Annotated in this window: 12 protein-coding genes, 1 tRNA gene and 2 rRNA genes; all 15 read right to left on the reverse strand. The window is 33.1% G+C overall.

The features are described from left to right. Positions 1-35 precede the first annotated feature (35 nt). The 15 genes from HMPREF9127_RS05840 to HMPREF9127_RS05910 all read right to left on the reverse strand — a co-directional run bounded on the left by HMPREF9127_RS05840 (position 36) and on the right by HMPREF9127_RS05910 (position 15,871). Positions 36-2,934 (reverse strand): 23S ribosomal RNA (locus HMPREF9127_RS05840). Positions 2,935-2,967: 33 nt separating this feature from the next. Further along, a tRNA-Ala gene (locus HMPREF9127_RS05845) sits at positions 2,968-3,043 on the reverse strand. 279 nt (positions 3,044-3,322) lie between these two features. Further along, positions 3,323-4,848: ribosomal RNA gene (locus tag HMPREF9127_RS05850) — 16S ribosomal RNA — on the reverse strand. The 16S and 23S rRNA genes sit together here with 1 tRNA gene alongside, the layout of an rRNA operon. Before the next feature lie 321 nt (positions 4,849-5,169). Next, positions 5,170-5,634 carry a pyridoxamine 5'-phosphate oxidase family protein gene (locus HMPREF9127_RS05855; protein ID WP_009449068.1) on the reverse strand — a complete coding sequence of 155 codons (465 nt, stop codon included), beginning with the start codon at positions 5,632-5,634 and terminating at the stop codon, positions 5,170-5,172. A gap of 255 nt (positions 5,635-5,889) precedes the next feature. Continuing rightward, positions 5,890-6,690, reverse strand: coding sequence for an NAD(+)/NADH kinase (locus tag HMPREF9127_RS05860; protein WP_009449064.1), 801 nt, complete (start codon positions 6,688-6,690; stop codon positions 5,890-5,892). Positions 6,691-6,778: 88 nt separating this feature from the next. Further along, on the reverse strand, positions 6,779-7,396 hold the full coding sequence (locus HMPREF9127_RS05865) for a V-type ATP synthase subunit D (RefSeq protein ID WP_009449117.1): 618 nt from the start codon (positions 7,394-7,396) through the stop codon (positions 6,779-6,781). A gap of 1 nt (position 7,397) precedes the next feature. Continuing rightward, a complete protein-coding gene (locus HMPREF9127_RS05870) occupies positions 7,398-8,768 on the reverse strand; it encodes a V-type ATP synthase subunit B (protein ID WP_009448719.1) in 1,371 nt (456 codons plus the stop codon). Positions 8,769-8,777: 9 nt separating this feature from the next. Continuing rightward, on the reverse strand, positions 8,778-10,553 hold the full coding sequence (locus tag HMPREF9127_RS05875; protein ID WP_009449021.1) for a V-type ATP synthase subunit A: 1,776 nt from the start codon (positions 10,551-10,553) through the stop codon (positions 8,778-8,780). 27 nt (positions 10,554-10,580) lie between these two features. Continuing rightward, entirely contained in the window at positions 10,581-11,183 is a 603-nt protein-coding gene (locus HMPREF9127_RS05880; protein ID WP_009448957.1) for a V-type ATP synthase subunit E, read from the reverse strand. 11 nt (positions 11,184-11,194) lie between these two features. Continuing rightward, on the reverse strand, positions 11,195-11,503 hold the full coding sequence (locus HMPREF9127_RS05885) for a V-type ATP synthase subunit F (RefSeq protein WP_009448490.1): 309 nt from the start codon (positions 11,501-11,503) through the stop codon (positions 11,195-11,197). Positions 11,504-11,512: 9 nt separating this feature from the next. Then, positions 11,513-11,935 carry an ATP synthase subunit C gene (locus HMPREF9127_RS05890; RefSeq protein WP_009448805.1) on the reverse strand — a complete coding sequence of 141 codons (423 nt, stop codon included), beginning with the start codon at positions 11,933-11,935 and terminating at the stop codon, positions 11,513-11,515. A gap of 10 nt (positions 11,936-11,945) precedes the next feature. Continuing rightward, a complete protein-coding gene (locus HMPREF9127_RS05895; protein ID WP_009449059.1) occupies positions 11,946-13,928 on the reverse strand; it encodes a V-type ATP synthase subunit I in 1,983 nt (660 codons plus the stop codon). A 20-nt stretch (positions 13,929-13,948) separates the two neighbouring features. After that, positions 13,949-14,989 (reverse strand): V-type ATPase subunit, encoded by a 1,041-nt coding sequence (locus tag HMPREF9127_RS05900; protein WP_009448495.1) that lies wholly within the window; start codon positions 14,987-14,989, stop codon positions 13,949-13,951. Beyond that, complete coding sequence (locus HMPREF9127_RS05905) at positions 14,979-15,305, reverse strand: hypothetical protein (RefSeq protein ID WP_009448861.1); 327 nt, start codon at positions 15,303-15,305, stop codon at positions 14,979-14,981. Before HMPREF9127_RS05905 ends, HMPREF9127_RS05900 begins: the two co-directional genes overlap by 11 nt. Before the next feature lie 308 nt (positions 15,306-15,613). Further along, on the reverse strand, positions 15,614-15,871 hold the full coding sequence (locus HMPREF9127_RS05910) for a zinc-ribbon domain-containing protein (RefSeq protein ID WP_009449133.1): 258 nt from the start codon (positions 15,869-15,871) through the stop codon (positions 15,614-15,616). Positions 15,872-15,997 lie beyond the last annotated feature (126 nt).

Raw genomic sequence — 15,997 nt, forward strand, 5'->3', positions numbered from 1 at the left:
TGTTTAAAACCCCTACAACTAAAGAGTATATATTTCTGGTCAAGCTTTCGATTTATTAGTATCAGTTAGCTTTGATGTTGCCACCTTTACACCTCTGACCTATCTACGACATTTTCTGTATCGAATCTCTCTTGCATTTCTGCAACAGGAAATCTCATCTTGAGGGGGGCTTCGTGCTTAGATGCCTTCAGCACTTATCCCTTCCAGACTTAGCTATTCAGCATTACCATTGGCATGATAACTGATACACCAGCGGTCTGTCCATCCCGGTCCTCTCGTACTAAGGACAGCTCCTCTCAAATTTCCTTCGCCCACGATGGATAGGGACCGAACTGTCTCACGACGTTCTGAACCCAGCTCGCGTGCCTCTTTAATGGGCGAACAGCCCAACCCTTGGGACCTACTCCAGCCCCAGGATGAGACGAGCCGACATCGAGGTGCCAAACCTCCCCGTCGATGTGAACTCTTGGGGGAGATAAGCCTGTTATCCCCGGGGTAGCTTTTATCCGTTGAGCGATGGCCCTTCCACTCGGTACCACCGGATCACTAAGTCCTAGTTTCCTATCTGCTCCACTTGTTGGTGTCGCAGTTAAGCTCCCTTTTGCCTTTGCACTCTTAGAATGATTTCCATCCATTCTGAGGGAACCTTTGAACGCCTCCGTTACTCTTTAGGAGGCGACCGCCCCAGTCAAACTGCCCAACTGACAGTGTCCTTATACTCGCTTCAGAGTATCAAGTTAGAAATTTAGTATCAAAAGAGTGGTATCCCAACAGTGACTCCACGAAAACTGGCGCTCTCGCTTCACAGTCTCCCACCTATCCTGTACATTTAATACCAAATTCCAATGCCAGCCTACAGTAAAGCTCCACGGGGTCTTTCCGTCCTATCGTGGGTAAGTCGCATCTTCACGACTACTACAATTTCACCGGATCCTTTGTTGAGACAGTGCCCAAATCATTACACCTTTCGTGCGGGTCGGAACTTACCCGACAAGGAATTTCGCTACCTTAGGACCGTTATAGTTACGGCCGCCGTTTACTGGGGCTTAAGTTCTATGCTTCGATTGCTCTTACATTTCCCCTTAACCTTCCAGCACCGGGCAGGTGTCAGCCCCTATACTTCATCTTTCGATTTAGCAGAGACTTGTGTTTTTGGTAAACAGTTGCTTGGGCCTATTCTCTGCGACCACTCTATACTCCTTGCGTTTGCATCTCACATCTAATGGTACCCCTTCTCCCGAAGTTACGGGGTCATTTTGCCGAGTTCCTTAACAAAGGTTCTTCCGCGCGTCTTAGGATTCTCTCCTTGCCTACCTGTGTCGGTTTTGGTACGGGTATCTTCTCACTCAATAGTACCTTTTCTTGGCAGTTTGGAATCTGTTGCTTCACTACTTATTTTTCGCTCCCCATCGCATCTCGATATTAAGAATAGGGATTTGCCTCTACTCTCTACCTACTTGCTTAGACGTGCTCTACCATTCACACGCTCAACATATCCTCCTGCGTCAGTACTTCTCTCAAACATTCAAAGATAGTACAGGAATCTCAACCTGTTGTCCATCGCTTACGCTTTTCAGCCTGGGCTTAGGTCCCGACTTACCCTGAGAGGACGAGCCTTCCTCAGGAATCCTTAGGCTTTCGACGGGAGGGATTCTCACCCTCCTTTTCGCTACTCATGCCAGCATTCTCTCTTCTGTAAAGTCCACTTCGTCTTACAACTTAGCTTCGTCCCTTACACAATGCTCCTCTACCACTAATTTAATTAGTCCACAGCTTCGGTATTAGATTTTAGCCCCGTTCATTTTCGGCGCTCTACCACTTGACCAGTGAGCTATTACGCACTCTTTAAATGTATGGCTGCTTCTAAGCCAACATCCTGGTTGTCTAAGTAGTAAAACATCCTTTCCCACTTAATCTATATTTAGGGACCTTAGCTGGTGGTCTGGGCTCTTTCCCTTTCGACTATGAAGCTTATCCCACATAGTCTGACTCCCAATCATCATTTATCAGGTATTCGCAGTTTGATAACTTTCGGTAATGTCTAACACCCCTACGGTATTCAGTGCTCTACCCCCTGTAAACTAAATTGAGGCTAGCCCTAAAGCTATTTCGAGGAGAACCAGCTATCTCCAAGTTCGATTGGCTTTTCACCCCTATCCACAAGTCATCCGATAGCTTTTAAACGCTACCCGGTTCGGTCCTCCATGAAATTTTACTTTCACTTCAACCTGCTCATGGATAGATCACCTGGTTTCGGGTCTATGGCATACGACTTTTCGCCCTATTCAGACTCGGTTTCCCTACGGCTCCGTAACTTCATTACTTAACCTCGCCGCACACCATAACTCGCTGGCCCGTTCTACAAAAAGTACGATATCATCTCTCTTAAGACTCTATCTGCTTGTAGGCATAAGGTTTCAGGTTCTATTTCACTCCCCTCCCGGGGTTCTTTTCACCTTTCCCTCACGGTACTATTCTCTATCGGTCACTGAGTAGTATTTAGCCTTAGGGGGTGGTCCCCCTATATTCACACAGGATTTCTCGTGTCCCATGCTACTCTTTTAAAGTCAGATTCAGTCAGATTTCGTTTACAAGACTTTCACTTTCTTCGGTTGATCTTCCCAGACCATTCAACTATCTTTCCTCTTCCTTAACTTAATTTGGGCTCTTTCCATTTCGCTCGCCGCTACTTTGAAAATCGAATTTTTTCTTTCTTTTCGTCTGGCTACTTAGATGTTTCAGTTCACCAACTATTCCCTCTTGTTGCTATGTATTCACAACAAGATACTTGAGGTTTGCTCAAGTGGGTTTCCCCATTCGGACATTCCCGGATCAATGGATATTTGCTCCTCCCCGAGACTTTTCGCAGCTTGTCACGTCCTTCTTCGGCTCTCAGTGCCAAGGCATTCACCTTATGCCCTTGGTCGCTTGACCAGAAATATATTTCTCTTTAATTGTCAGGTTTCTTGGTGGAGATGAGGAGATTCGAACTCCTGACCCCCTGCTTGCAAGGCAGGTGCTCTCCCAACTGAGCTACACCCCCAAAATGTTTTTTTACGACAGTATAAATTTTTGGGGGTTTTGCGTACCCGGCTTTGAAATTTACAAAAATTTATTTTTGTTTAAATTTCTAAGAATTGGGTGCACCCCCACTCAATAATTATTAAGTATTTACTACTAATTATCAAATGTTTTATACTATCCTAGCTATTTACTTCTTTTAGTTAGCCTTACAGCTTTTGGTTTAAAATTAAAAAATCGAACCAAAAACAGTGATAAAACTAAGAATTTATTTTGAACTGTCGTTCTTAGTACTCCTTAGAAAGGAGGTGATCCAGCCGCACCTTCCGATACGGCTACCTTGTTACGACTTCACCCCAGTCATTAACCCTACCTTCGACGCCTTCCTCCTTGCGGTTAGATCGGCGGCTTCGGGTATTGCCAACTCCCATGGTGTGACGGGCGGTGTGTACAAGACCCGGGAACGCATTCACCGCAACATTCTGATTTGCGATTACTAGCAACTCCGACTTCATGTAGGCGAGTTGCAGCCTACAATCCGAACTGAGATTGGCTTTTAGAGTTTTGCTTGACATCACTATCTTGCTTCTCGTTGTACCAACCATTGTAGCACGTGTGTAGCCCAAGACATAAAGGGCATGATGATTTGACGTCATCCCCACCTTCCTCCGATTTATCATCGGCAGTCTCTCCAGAGTCCCCATCATTACATGCTGGTAACTGAAGATAAGGGTTGCGCTCGTTGCGGGACTTAACCCAACATCTCACGACACGAGCTGACGACAACCATGCACCACCTGTATAGCTGTCCCGAGGGACTTATCAATTTCTCAATAACTCAACTATATGTCAAGCCTTGGTAAGGTTCTTCGCGTTGCTTCGAATTAAACCACATGCTCCGCTGCTTGTGCGGGTCCCCGTCAATTCCTTTGAGTTTCAGTGTTGCCACCGTACTCCCCAGGCGGAATGCTTAATGTGTTAACTTCGGCACCGAGATTTGACTCCCAACACCTAGCATTCATCGTTTACGGCGTGGACTACCAGGGTATCTAATCCTGTTTGCTCCCCACGCTTTCGTACCTGAGCGTCAGTAAAAGTCCAGAAAGTCGCCTTCGCCACCGGTATTCCTCCTAATATCTACGCATTTCACCGCTACACTAGGAATTCCACTTTCCTCTCCTTCACTCAAGCCTTCCAGTTTCAAGTGCTTAATGAGGTTAAGCCTCACGCTTTCACACCTGACTTAAAAGGCCGCCTACGTACCCTTTACGCCCAATAATTCCGGACAACGCTCGCCCCATACGTATTACCGCGGCTGCTGGCACGTATTTAGCCGGGGCTTCCTCCTATGATACCGTCATTATCTTCTCATAGGACAGAGCTTTACGATTCGAAAACCTTCTTCGCTCACGCGGCGTCGCTGCATCAGGGTTCCCCCCATTGTGCAATATTCCCCACTGCTGCCTCCCGTAGGAGTTTGGACCGTGTCTCAGTTCCAATGTGGCCGTTCATCCTCTCAGACCGGCTACTGATCGTTGCCTTGGTAGGCCTTTACCCTTCCAACTAGCTAATCAGACGCGAGCCCATCTTACACCGATAAATCTTTGACCCCTATATCATGCGATACTGTGGTCTCATGCGGTATTAATCGTCGTTTCCAACGGCTATCCCCCTGTGTAAGGTAGGTTGCTCACGTGTTACTCACCCGTTCGCCACTTTCATTTTACTTCCATTCCCGAAAGAATTTCCACAAAAATCACGTTCGACTTGCATGTGTTAAGCACGCCGCCAGCGTTCGTCCTGAGCCAGGATCAAACTCTCTATTAAAAGTTCGTCTGCTCTCGCTGACTTTTGTTACACCAAATTATTGTTTTTCTTTGTACTCTCAAAGTTTTTATCACTGTTTACTTTTCTTGGTTCATGTCACTATCTGCGACTTTATTAGTATATCATCATTATTTCTATTTGTCAATACCTTTTTTAAAAAATATTTTAAAAATTATAATATTTTAATAGTGTTAATTTGTTTTTTAATGATATATTAATCAGTTGTTCTTCAAGTGCCTTAATATTATATCAGTCTTATTCTTTCTCGTCAATACCCTTTTGACATATTTTTTAATTATTATTTCTTTTTTTATTATATTTTTATTTTTTTCTACCTTTAGTAGAAATCTCATCTATGTTTATTTTTAGTATATAGATTTTTTCAATATTTTTTTCTATATATTTCATTCCTGATTCTATGAAGTCTGGAGAATATTTATATAATATTGATTGTATTCCTATGTTTTTTTCTACGTCATCAATTATTGAAATTTTTCCAAATACAATTACAGACATATATTTTGTCGAAAACTGGTTTGGTAATCTCTCAACTTTATCTACCACCGTAAAAGAAATTTTAGAATTTTCTTCTATATTTTTTAATTTATGTCCACCTTGATTTGTACAATGAATATATATTACATCATTATAATATGCATAGCTCACTGGTATTCCATAAGGTTGATTACAATTATCAGACGTTGAAAGCACTCCATACTCTCCGTTTTTTAGTAATTCTTTTCCCTCTTCCACACTGAGTTCTCTATCTTTTCTTCTCATTTCCATAATTTTACCCCTTTACTATTTTTTTCTTCTTACATTTTTAAATAACAAAAAAGACAAGCATCACTGCTCATCTTTTTGTTTTATATCGGAACATTATATGAAAAAGCAACTAAATAAACTCATTGTTTTATTTTAATATAATACAATTTTTTATTTATGCTCTATATCTGATATTATTATATCATATTTGTAGATTATTTCAATATTTTACTTATATTAATTTTCTATAGATATTTGTTGTATTATAAGATTTTCTTATAAAAACTTGTCTTTCATATTTATCCAATACCAGTTTTCGTTAAATACTAATTTATATAACTTAAACCTAGACTTTCTAAATTCAAAATAAGCTACATCTGTATATCCCTTTTCAATTCCATCTGCTACAAAACTAATTTTTTTATGTTGATTTTCTAAAGGAACTATTTTCAGAGTAGAAGTATCAGGAATTACCAATGAATTTGTAATTGTTCTGTATACTTTAGAAAATACAGGGGCCAATGGAGTTAATTGAAATCCCCTTAAAGACGGATACATTATACTTCCTCCTGCAGACATATTATATGCAGTACTTCCTGATGGTGTAGAAATTATTAAACCATCTCCCGCAAAAGTTTCAAGATGATTTCCGTCAATATAAACATCCAAATGTATAATCTCTGAACTATTAGATTTAATAACAAAATCATTTAAACATTTATTAGAAAACACAATATCATTTGTTTTTAAATCACATTCCAATAATCTAATTTTATCAACAGTATATTTTTCTTCTATATAATCATCTATAAATTTTTCTATTTTATTAAAACTAATTTCTTGAAAAAAACCGAGAGTTCCCGTATTTATTCCAACAAAAGGTACTTTTGGAAAGTCGGAATTATGTACTCCTCTTATAAAGGCTCCATCTCCTCCTATACAGACTGTTAATTCGGCGTTTTCATTAAAAGTTTCTGAAACTTCAAAACCTCTTTTTTCAAATAATTCCTTCGTCTTTATAAATGCCTCTAATGACTTTATGTTATCATTAAAAAATATATTTATTAATCTTTTCATAATTTCACCTTTTATTTTAATCTATAAAAATATTTTAACACATTAAACATATATAAGCAAGAAAAAAGGAGCTTTTGCTCCTTTAATACTACACATTTTTCTTTTTCTTAATCTTTTTTAATCTATAAAAATCTTCCCTTTCTTTTTCCTCAAGAACTTCTGAAATATATTTTTCAGTTTCTTCAAGGTTAGGAATTTGAATTTTATCCAAAGCATTTGCTCTTTTTTGATTCTTTTTTATTTCTATAGATAATTTATAAACCGTATTTTCAGTTTCTGCAAGTCTATATACTAGTCTTTTTATTTTTTGAAACATTTTTATAGCTTCATCAATGGCAGGACTTGTCATATACATTCCATAATGTGGTCTTAAAGTTCCATGCTCGTATTTTACACTTGGAACATCTAGTCCCATTATAGATTTATATGAAATTTCAAAATTTTCCGACTTATCTATTGATAAAGAGATGTCTTGCACATTCATAACTCCCATAGTTATATTTGCCTCTTGTAAAATAGAGTAAGCTCTCTCAAATAGTACTTTTACATCTTCTTGAATTTCTTTCGCCTTTTCAATTTGTTGCATCATCTCTTTTATAAGAACAGTTCTTTTTTTATCTATTAGATTGTAACCTACTTTAGATAATTTTAAATCCTGTTTGATTTTTAATAGATTTGATTTTGTAGGAGCAATATTTTGAATCATATTACCACCTTCCATATTTTTCTATATATTTACTTTCCAATCTGTCTAGTTCAATTTTAGGGAATAGTTTGAATAAATCCCAAGCAATATCAAGTGATTCTTCAATAGTTCTGGATTCATCAAAGTTTTGGTTTAAAAAGTTTTGTTCAAACTCCCTACCAAATTCCATATAAATTTTATCTATTTGTGTTAAATCATCTTCTCCAATTATTTGTGATAGCGAACGAACTTCGATAACTTTTGAATAAAGAGCAAATAACTGAGATTGTACCTGATCATGATCTTCTCTTGTATATCCATCTCCAATGCCATCTTTCATAAGTCTTGACAATGAAGGCAAAATATTTACAGGTGGATAAATATTCTTTTGGAATAATTCTCTTGATAAAACTATTTGTCCTTCAGTAATAAAACCTGTAAGGTCAGGAATTGGATGTGTTATATCATCATTAGGCATCGTTAATATAGGAATTAAAGTAATTGAACCTTTCTTTCCCTTTACCATTCCTGCTCTTTCATATAAAGTAGAAAGATCTGAATACAAATATCCAGGGTATCCTTTTCTACTAGGAACTTCTTCTCTTGCAGAAGAAATTTCTCTTAAAGCCTCTGCATAACTTGTAATATCAGTCATAACTACTAAGATATGCATTCCTTCTTCAAAGGCAAGATATTCTGCTGCAGTTAATGCAGTTCTAGGTGTTGAAATTCTTTCAACAATTGGTGCATCAGCAAGATTTATATATGAAACAACTCTTGATGATGCTCCCGATTCTTCAAATGCACTTTTAAAGAACTCATAATCATCATATTTAATTCCCATTCCTGCAAATACTATCGCAAATTTGTCATCAGAATTTTTTAGTTTGGATTGTCTAACTATTTGAGCTGCTAATGCATTATGTGTCAAACCATTTGATGAAAATATCGGAAGTTTTTGTCCTCTAATTAAAGTAGTAAGAGTATCAATAGCTGAAATTCCAGTTTCCAAATAATCTCTTGGATATTCTCTTGCAACAGGATTCATAGGTCTTCCATTAACATTATATTTTTTCTCTGAAATAATATAATCTCCATTGTCAATCGGTTCTCCTACACCATTAAAAGTTCTTCCTAAAATATCTTTACTAAGACAAATTTCAAGTGGAGTTCCTGTAAAAGTAACAGCGGAATTTTGTGTTGAAATTCCAGTTGTTCCTTCAAAAACTTGAGCAATTACCTTATCTCCTTGAATTCTAACAACCTTGGCTCTTCTTCTTTCACTTCCATCTATTACTATATCCATCATTTCATCATAGCTGACATTATCTACACCTTTAAGTACAATCAAAGGTCCATCTATTTTTTCTAGTTTTAAATATTGTCTTTGCATAATTATCACCTACTCTCCCTGATTTTCGTCTATCAAAGCAGTATAATAGCTATTGATTTTTGCATTTAACTTTTCAAATGCTTCATCATAGTTTTCATTTGGAATATTATATTTCATCTTAATAACTTCTTCAAATAAATCATCATTTTTTATACGAGTAAGGGCAACTTGTTGTTTTACAGCTAAAGTACAATTCATATATAAATTATCTATTACTTTTAACATTTCAAATTGTTTTTTCAAAGGAACATAGCTATCTGTTTCATGCATTGCATTTTGTTGTAAAAATCCCTTTTTTAAAACTTTAGCTATTTCTATAACAATTCTTTGGTCATTTGGTAAAACATCTTCTCCAACCAATTGAACAATTTGATTCAATTTATTATCTTCTGAAAGAAGTTCCATCATCTTTGCTCTTAATTTTAAAAGTTCAGGAGATACATTTTCGTCATAATATTCTTTAATCAATGAAGTATAACCACTATAACTTGTAAGATAGTTTACAGCAGGATAGTGTCTTATATATGCTAAATTCTTATCCAAACCTATAAAGGCCGAAACAAATCTTTTAGTATTTTCTGTTACCGGTTCTGAAAAATCTCCACCAGGTGGAGAAACAGCCCCAATCACTGTAATTGAACCCTCTTTTTTTGAAAGAGTTTCAACATAACCTGCTCTTTCATAAAATTGTGCAATTCTTGAAGGAAGATATGCAGGATATCCTTCTTCTGCAGGCATTTCTTCAAGTCTTCCTGAAATCTCTCTTAATGCTTCTGCCCATCTTGAAGTTGAGTCAGCCATTATTGCAACATGGTAACCCATATCTCTATAATACTCTGCAATAGTTATTCCGGTATAGATTGAAGCTTCACGAGCGGCAACCGGCATATTTGAAGTATTTGCTATTAAAATTGTTCTTTCCATAAGCGGTTTTGAAGTTCTTGGGTCAATTAACTTTGGAAATTCTTCAAGAACATCTGTCATTTCATTACCACGTTCTCCACAGCCGATATAAACTATAATATCAGCATCAGACCATTTTGCAAGTTGATGTTGAGTCATAGTTTTTCCTGTACCGAATCCACCCGGAAGTGCTGAAGTTCCTCCCTTTGCTATTGGAAAGAAAACATCAAGTACTCTTTGCCCTGTTACTAAAGGTCTTGAAATTGGCATTCTCACATCTATTGGACGTGGAATTCTTACAGGCCATTTGTGATACATTTTTAATTTATGAATTTTTCCATCTTCATCTTTTATTGTTACTAAATCAGTTTCTAAATTATATTTTCCTGATGGTAAAGCTTCAATTACTTCACCACTAACAGTTGGTGGAACTAAAATTTTATGTTCTATAAAACTTGTTTCTTGAGTTGTTGCAAAAATTTCTCCTGCAGATAATTTATCCCCAACTTTAACAAGAATTTCAACATTCCATTGTTTTTCTTTATCAATGGAAACAAGTCCTATTCCCTCTGCAATAAATTCTCCTGTCATTGAATAAATTTGTTCAAGCGGTCTTTGAATCCCATCAAATATATTTCCTATAATTCCGGGACCTAATGTTACTGATAGTGGAACATTTGTACTTTCTATAGTTTCTCCAACTTTTAGTCCTTGTGTTTCTTCGTAAACTTGTATAGTCGCTACATCTTCGTCAATAGATATGATTTCTCCAATTAACTTTTTATCTCCAACCAAAACCATATCTCTAACTTTGTAAATTCCCATACTGTCTGCTTTAACAACAGGACCATTTATATCAATTATTTTAGGTATATTACACATTACCTTTCTCCTCATTACAATTATTAATTAATTGTTTATTCCTAATTCTTTTTTCAACTTAGCTAAAATCTTTTTGTATTTTGTAGTCAATAGAAAATCAAGTGAATAATTTAATCTATAAGTTCTTTCCGCATTTTCTATTTCAAAACCACCAACTTTTATATCAAGACTTTTTTCAACCTTAATATCTCCTAAGACATTTTTTATTATTTCCTTATCTCTTCCAAAACTTTTTTCATAAACATAAACAACATCATTAGAATTTATTTCTGATTTTACATTTTTTAATGTATTTTTTAAATATTCTTCACCTTTTTCAGTCATATAAGAATTATTCAATTCTTCTTTAAGAGCTTTAAAAAATTCATCATATATTTCTTTATTCGTATTTAAAATAATATCTTGACCTTCTTTTAAAGTTTTTGAACGAATTTTATCTGATTTATTTTCAAGTTTTGTTCTATAGTCTCTCTTTAATTTTTCTATTTCTTCATATTTTTTAGCTTTATATTCTGTAATTAATCTTTCAGTTTCAGAAGCAATTTTTTTCAATTCTTCGTCATACTTTTCATCAATTTCTTCATTTAGTATTCTTTTAAATGACTCTATCTTATCTTCAATTGTTATCATAAGATTTCTCCTTAAATATTAATTCCTATTGATTCATTTATATAGTTTGTAATGAAATTTGGATCTCTTTTCAAACCTGTTCTATCCGGTATCTCAACTATAAGTGGAAAAATATTTTTTAACTTAACTGCCATAACTTCTTCACTAATAAGATTAAAAATATTTTCAGTTAAAATTAAAATTCCAATTTCCTTATTATTTAGACAATCATTAAATTCTTCCAAAGCCTCTTCCCTAGTCTTTAAAACAACTCCTGTTATACCGGCTAATCTCATTCCTACAAGTGTATCTGTATTATCAGATATAAGATAACTTATCATAGAATTCTCCTAAACTCTTTGTAAAATCATAATTGAAATTATAAGACCGTAAATAGCAATACCTTCTGCAAGTCCAAGAATAATAAGTGTTTTTCCTAAAATTGAAGAATCTTCTGAAACGGCACCGATTGCTGCTGAACCCGCTTGACCAACGCCAATTCCTGTACCAATTGCTGCAAGACCGGTTGATAAAGCTGCTGCTAAATATCCCATTCCACTAGCAGAACTTGCTGTTTTTTGTGTAGTTTCTGCTGCAAATGCAACATCCGGAATAAGTCCCATTAAAAATAAAGCTAAAATTGAAAAAACATTAATCGCTATTGCCTTTTTTAATCCTGATTTTGTAGTTTTCTTTCCTTTTCTTAAATAAGATATACCTGTTAAAATAGTTGTTCCTATTCCTAAAGTTATTAATAATAAAGTAATTTTCATAATTTTCCTCCTAATTTTTTTCTTTTAAATCTACTTTTAACGGTTCATAATTTATTCCTTCACCATTAAAATATTTACTAAATAATTCATAATATTCCAATCTTATTGCTTGAATGAAAACTATAAGTCCTTCAAGACAAACAATAAATATATTTCCTAAAACAATCATAAATATATTTCCGATACTTGAACCCAGCATTTGTCCTAAAGCGTGAAATGCCATAAAAAGTCCAACGTGGTTAATTGCAAAAGCTCCAACTCTTATAAAAGAAAGAGTATTTGAAAAGAATCCCATAACGGTTTCAAACATTTCAAATCCGCTTTCAACAGGAGAAAATTCTTCCTTTTCTGCTGTCTTACTAATTATCGGAATAAGTTTCGGTTTCATAAACATCAATGTTGAAGTTACAACCAAAATTACAACACTTATTATTGTAATCATTGAAGATACATTTACACTTACATATTTTTTAAACAAAACTGTATTTAGAACAATTACTATAAATGAGATATAGAATAAAAATCCCGATAAACCATTTTTGTCAAAAAATAATTTTCCAAATTCTTTTCTCATCTTTAAATTTCTAAAGTTGATAAAATATGAAATTAAAATCATTAAAATACCAAGTCCGATAGTTGCAACAAGTATTGTATTGATATCTTCCATAGGTCTTATAACCAATGCAGGAATTAACTCTTCAATTCCAAAAACACTACCATATACAAATCCGAAAAACATTGATGAAAATCCAATTCTCTGGATAATTTTGGCAATTACACCAAGTTTTTTAAATAATAACATTCCTGCAATTACAAAGATTAGTCCCTGCCCTACATCACCAAACATCATTCCGAATAAAAGTAAATATGTTATAGCAAAAAACGGTGTTGGATCTGTTTCCTTATAATCCGGAATTGAATACATCTTTACCAATGCTTCAAAAGGTCTTAAAATAAAATTATTTTTTAACTTCGTTGGTATCTTGAAATTTGAAGGGATTTCATCATCATCCTCAAAATATATCAAGGCACTTTCTGAAACTTTTTTAATTGCATTCTTAATACTTTCAACTTTAGATTCCGGAACAAAAGCACTTAATAAAATAAAATTTTTACTTTCTGCAATATGTCCTTCAAGTTCTTCAATCTTTTCAATAATTTTATATCTGTAATAGAAACCTAAAATATCTTGAAAATATTTATCCTTAAATTCAGCTTTTTCCTTTAAAATTTCATCTTGTTCTCTTTCTAAACTCTCCAATTCAGCATTTTTATCTTTTATAAAATCCTTAAAAGAAATGTCTAAATTAGGAAGTTCAATTCTATCAAATGACAAAGAACGAATAAAATATTTTGTATCTTTTTCATAAATGGAAGGCGTAAATATTATAACAGTTTCACCATAACTACTAGTTCCTAAATGCACAACTATTCCCTTAATATTTTCATAATTTGCCTTTAATTTTATCCAAGAATTCTTTGAAATTTCTCCCATATCAAAATTAATATGTTTTAAATTGTAAAATTCAGATAATTTCATATCACTATCAGAAAAATATTCAACAGCATTTAATAAAATTTTAATTTCAGCTCTCTTTTTCCTATTCTCATCTTCTCTAGTTTTAATTGAAGAAGATTTTGCAGATATATCTTCTAATATTTTAAGTTTTTCGCTATAATTTAAATTTTGTAAATCATTTAACGTAACATCATCTTCTTTAATATTAAAGAAATCAAACATCTGATCTAAAAGTTCTTTATACTTTCTCTTTTTAAAAACTTTTTCTCTATGATATGGTCTTATTTTATCAACTTCAACACCCATATCATTAAAAATTCCTATTTGAGAATCCATATACTTCATTGTGAAATTTTCTGAATTTCCAGCATTTGTAATATGAATAGAGCCATTCATAACAATTTCTCTAAGAATACTGTGTGCATCCTGTTTTAAAGCAACAAGATTCATCATTTTCATTTTTTCAACAGCCAATTTAGCACCCCCTAACTAAATTAATGAATATTAATTAAATATTCTTTTACTTCACTTTTACTTAGTTTATACTTATTCGCTTCTGCTATTCTAATTAAGTTTTCATTTTGAATATTCAACTGAATAATGAACTTAAGTAAAGTGGAAATTGAATTATCATAGTCTTTAAGTTTCTTTAAGTGGCTAAGATAAACATATTCTTTAATATTTCTATTCGAAACAATAGTATTTCCATTTGCATCTTCAAGAGTATATCTTAATTTAGTTTTCTTTATCTTCTCAACAATAGCCTCAACACTATCACTATATATCAAATCTTTTAAAAAATCGCCTTTAATATATTTACCAAACCTCAAACTATAACTGTAAATTTCCTCATTCGGTAAATTATAATATTTTTTAGCTCTAATTATCCATTGAAGATTAATTGTATCTATTAGAGTAGAAAAATAATCATTAAAAATAACTTGACTCGATTTTGATAATTTATCAATTGCATTTTTCATTGTTAAAAAATACAAACTATCCAATTTCATTTCAACATGAAAATGTAGTCTAAAAATATCATCATCTGTTAGAGAAGCAATAGCTTTTTTATAAATCGTACCTTTCAATACTTCCAAAGCCTGATTAAAATTTTCACAATTTACAAGTTTAGAATAATCAATATGTTTATTTTTCTTATACATTATTGTATCTCTTTCCAAGTCAATCTTTTCGTTTTCAACAATACTTCTAAGAATTATTTTTATATCTTTAAATTCATATTTCATAAGCATAGCTTCTATAATCTTTTTATCCTCTCCGAAAAGGAAAAACTTTAATTTCTCGAGTAATTCAGCTTCAATCTTATTGAGCATAAACTCGGTGTCATATCTATTTCTCACAGATCTTTCTTCATACAAAGGAATTTCGTATTTATATAATATATTATTCTTTAAATAATCAACGATTTCATGCCTTTGTTCAAAAGATAAAATTTTATCATAATCGGACTCTTTTAAAATTCCCTTTCTTAAAACTCCGATTTTTGCATTAATTGAATGAAAATTATTCCCCATAAAACTCACCGCTTTCTAAAAGAGAATCAGCAAAATTTTTAATTAAGTTTTCTTTCTTTTCTTTAAAAATATCCTTTATTTCTTTAGACTTTTCGTGATATTTCACAAGTTTATCTTTATCTTCGTTCTCTATTGACGATAGATGTAATTTTAAATTTTCCTGTTCTTCTTGCAAAACCTTGTTATATTCATCATCTATAACTTTCATCTTTTCTTTTCTTTCTTGAAGTAATCTTTGTTTCTCAACTTCTAATCTTTGTTGATAATCCTCAGCACCCTTATCAATATCAAATATTTTTTGTATAAAACTTTCCATAAATGCCTCCTTTCTAAAAATTTCAAAGTAAATATAAAATTTTTTCCAAAACAAAAGCGCATTCGTAAAAATGCACTTTCAAATTTGCGATAAAAAATTAGAAAATTGTTTACGGAATGACAAGCTCAATTATTGTAAATAATTTTGAAATTTTATTCTCTAATATAATATTTAAATTTAATTTACAATAAGTTCATATAAAACAAACTTAATCTCGCCATAACCAACAATTTTAAATATAAAAATTTTAATTGTTCAATCAGTTATTATTTACCCTATATATTTAAAATATATTTTTTAGCATAAAGCTATTTGTCATATAATTTTACTAATGGCATTATTTTATCAGAATTTTTATCATCTACTTTTATTCCCCATCCACAAACTGGACAGGCTAAAAACTTCTTTGATGAAAATGGAAAAATTGGAATAAAAAATAGTGTAAACCATTTTCTATCATTATAAAGCGTCCATATTGAAGTATTATTACAATGGTCGCAATGACATTCTTCTTTTGTTTCTCCTATTTTTTTACTTCTTACTTTTGAACCATAAAAAATTATCATTTTTCCTCCTAAATACTATAATTTATATTTAGTAATATACCCATCAAAAATTAAATAAGATTATATTTTAATCAGATTATCAAAATTACAATCTATTTAAAATATATTTTTCAAGAATTATTTTCA

It is taken from the genome of Parvimonas sp. oral taxon 393 str. F0440, from assembly GCA_000223315.2.
Classification (GTDB): Bacteria; Bacillota; Clostridia; order Tissierellales; family Peptoniphilaceae; genus Parvimonas.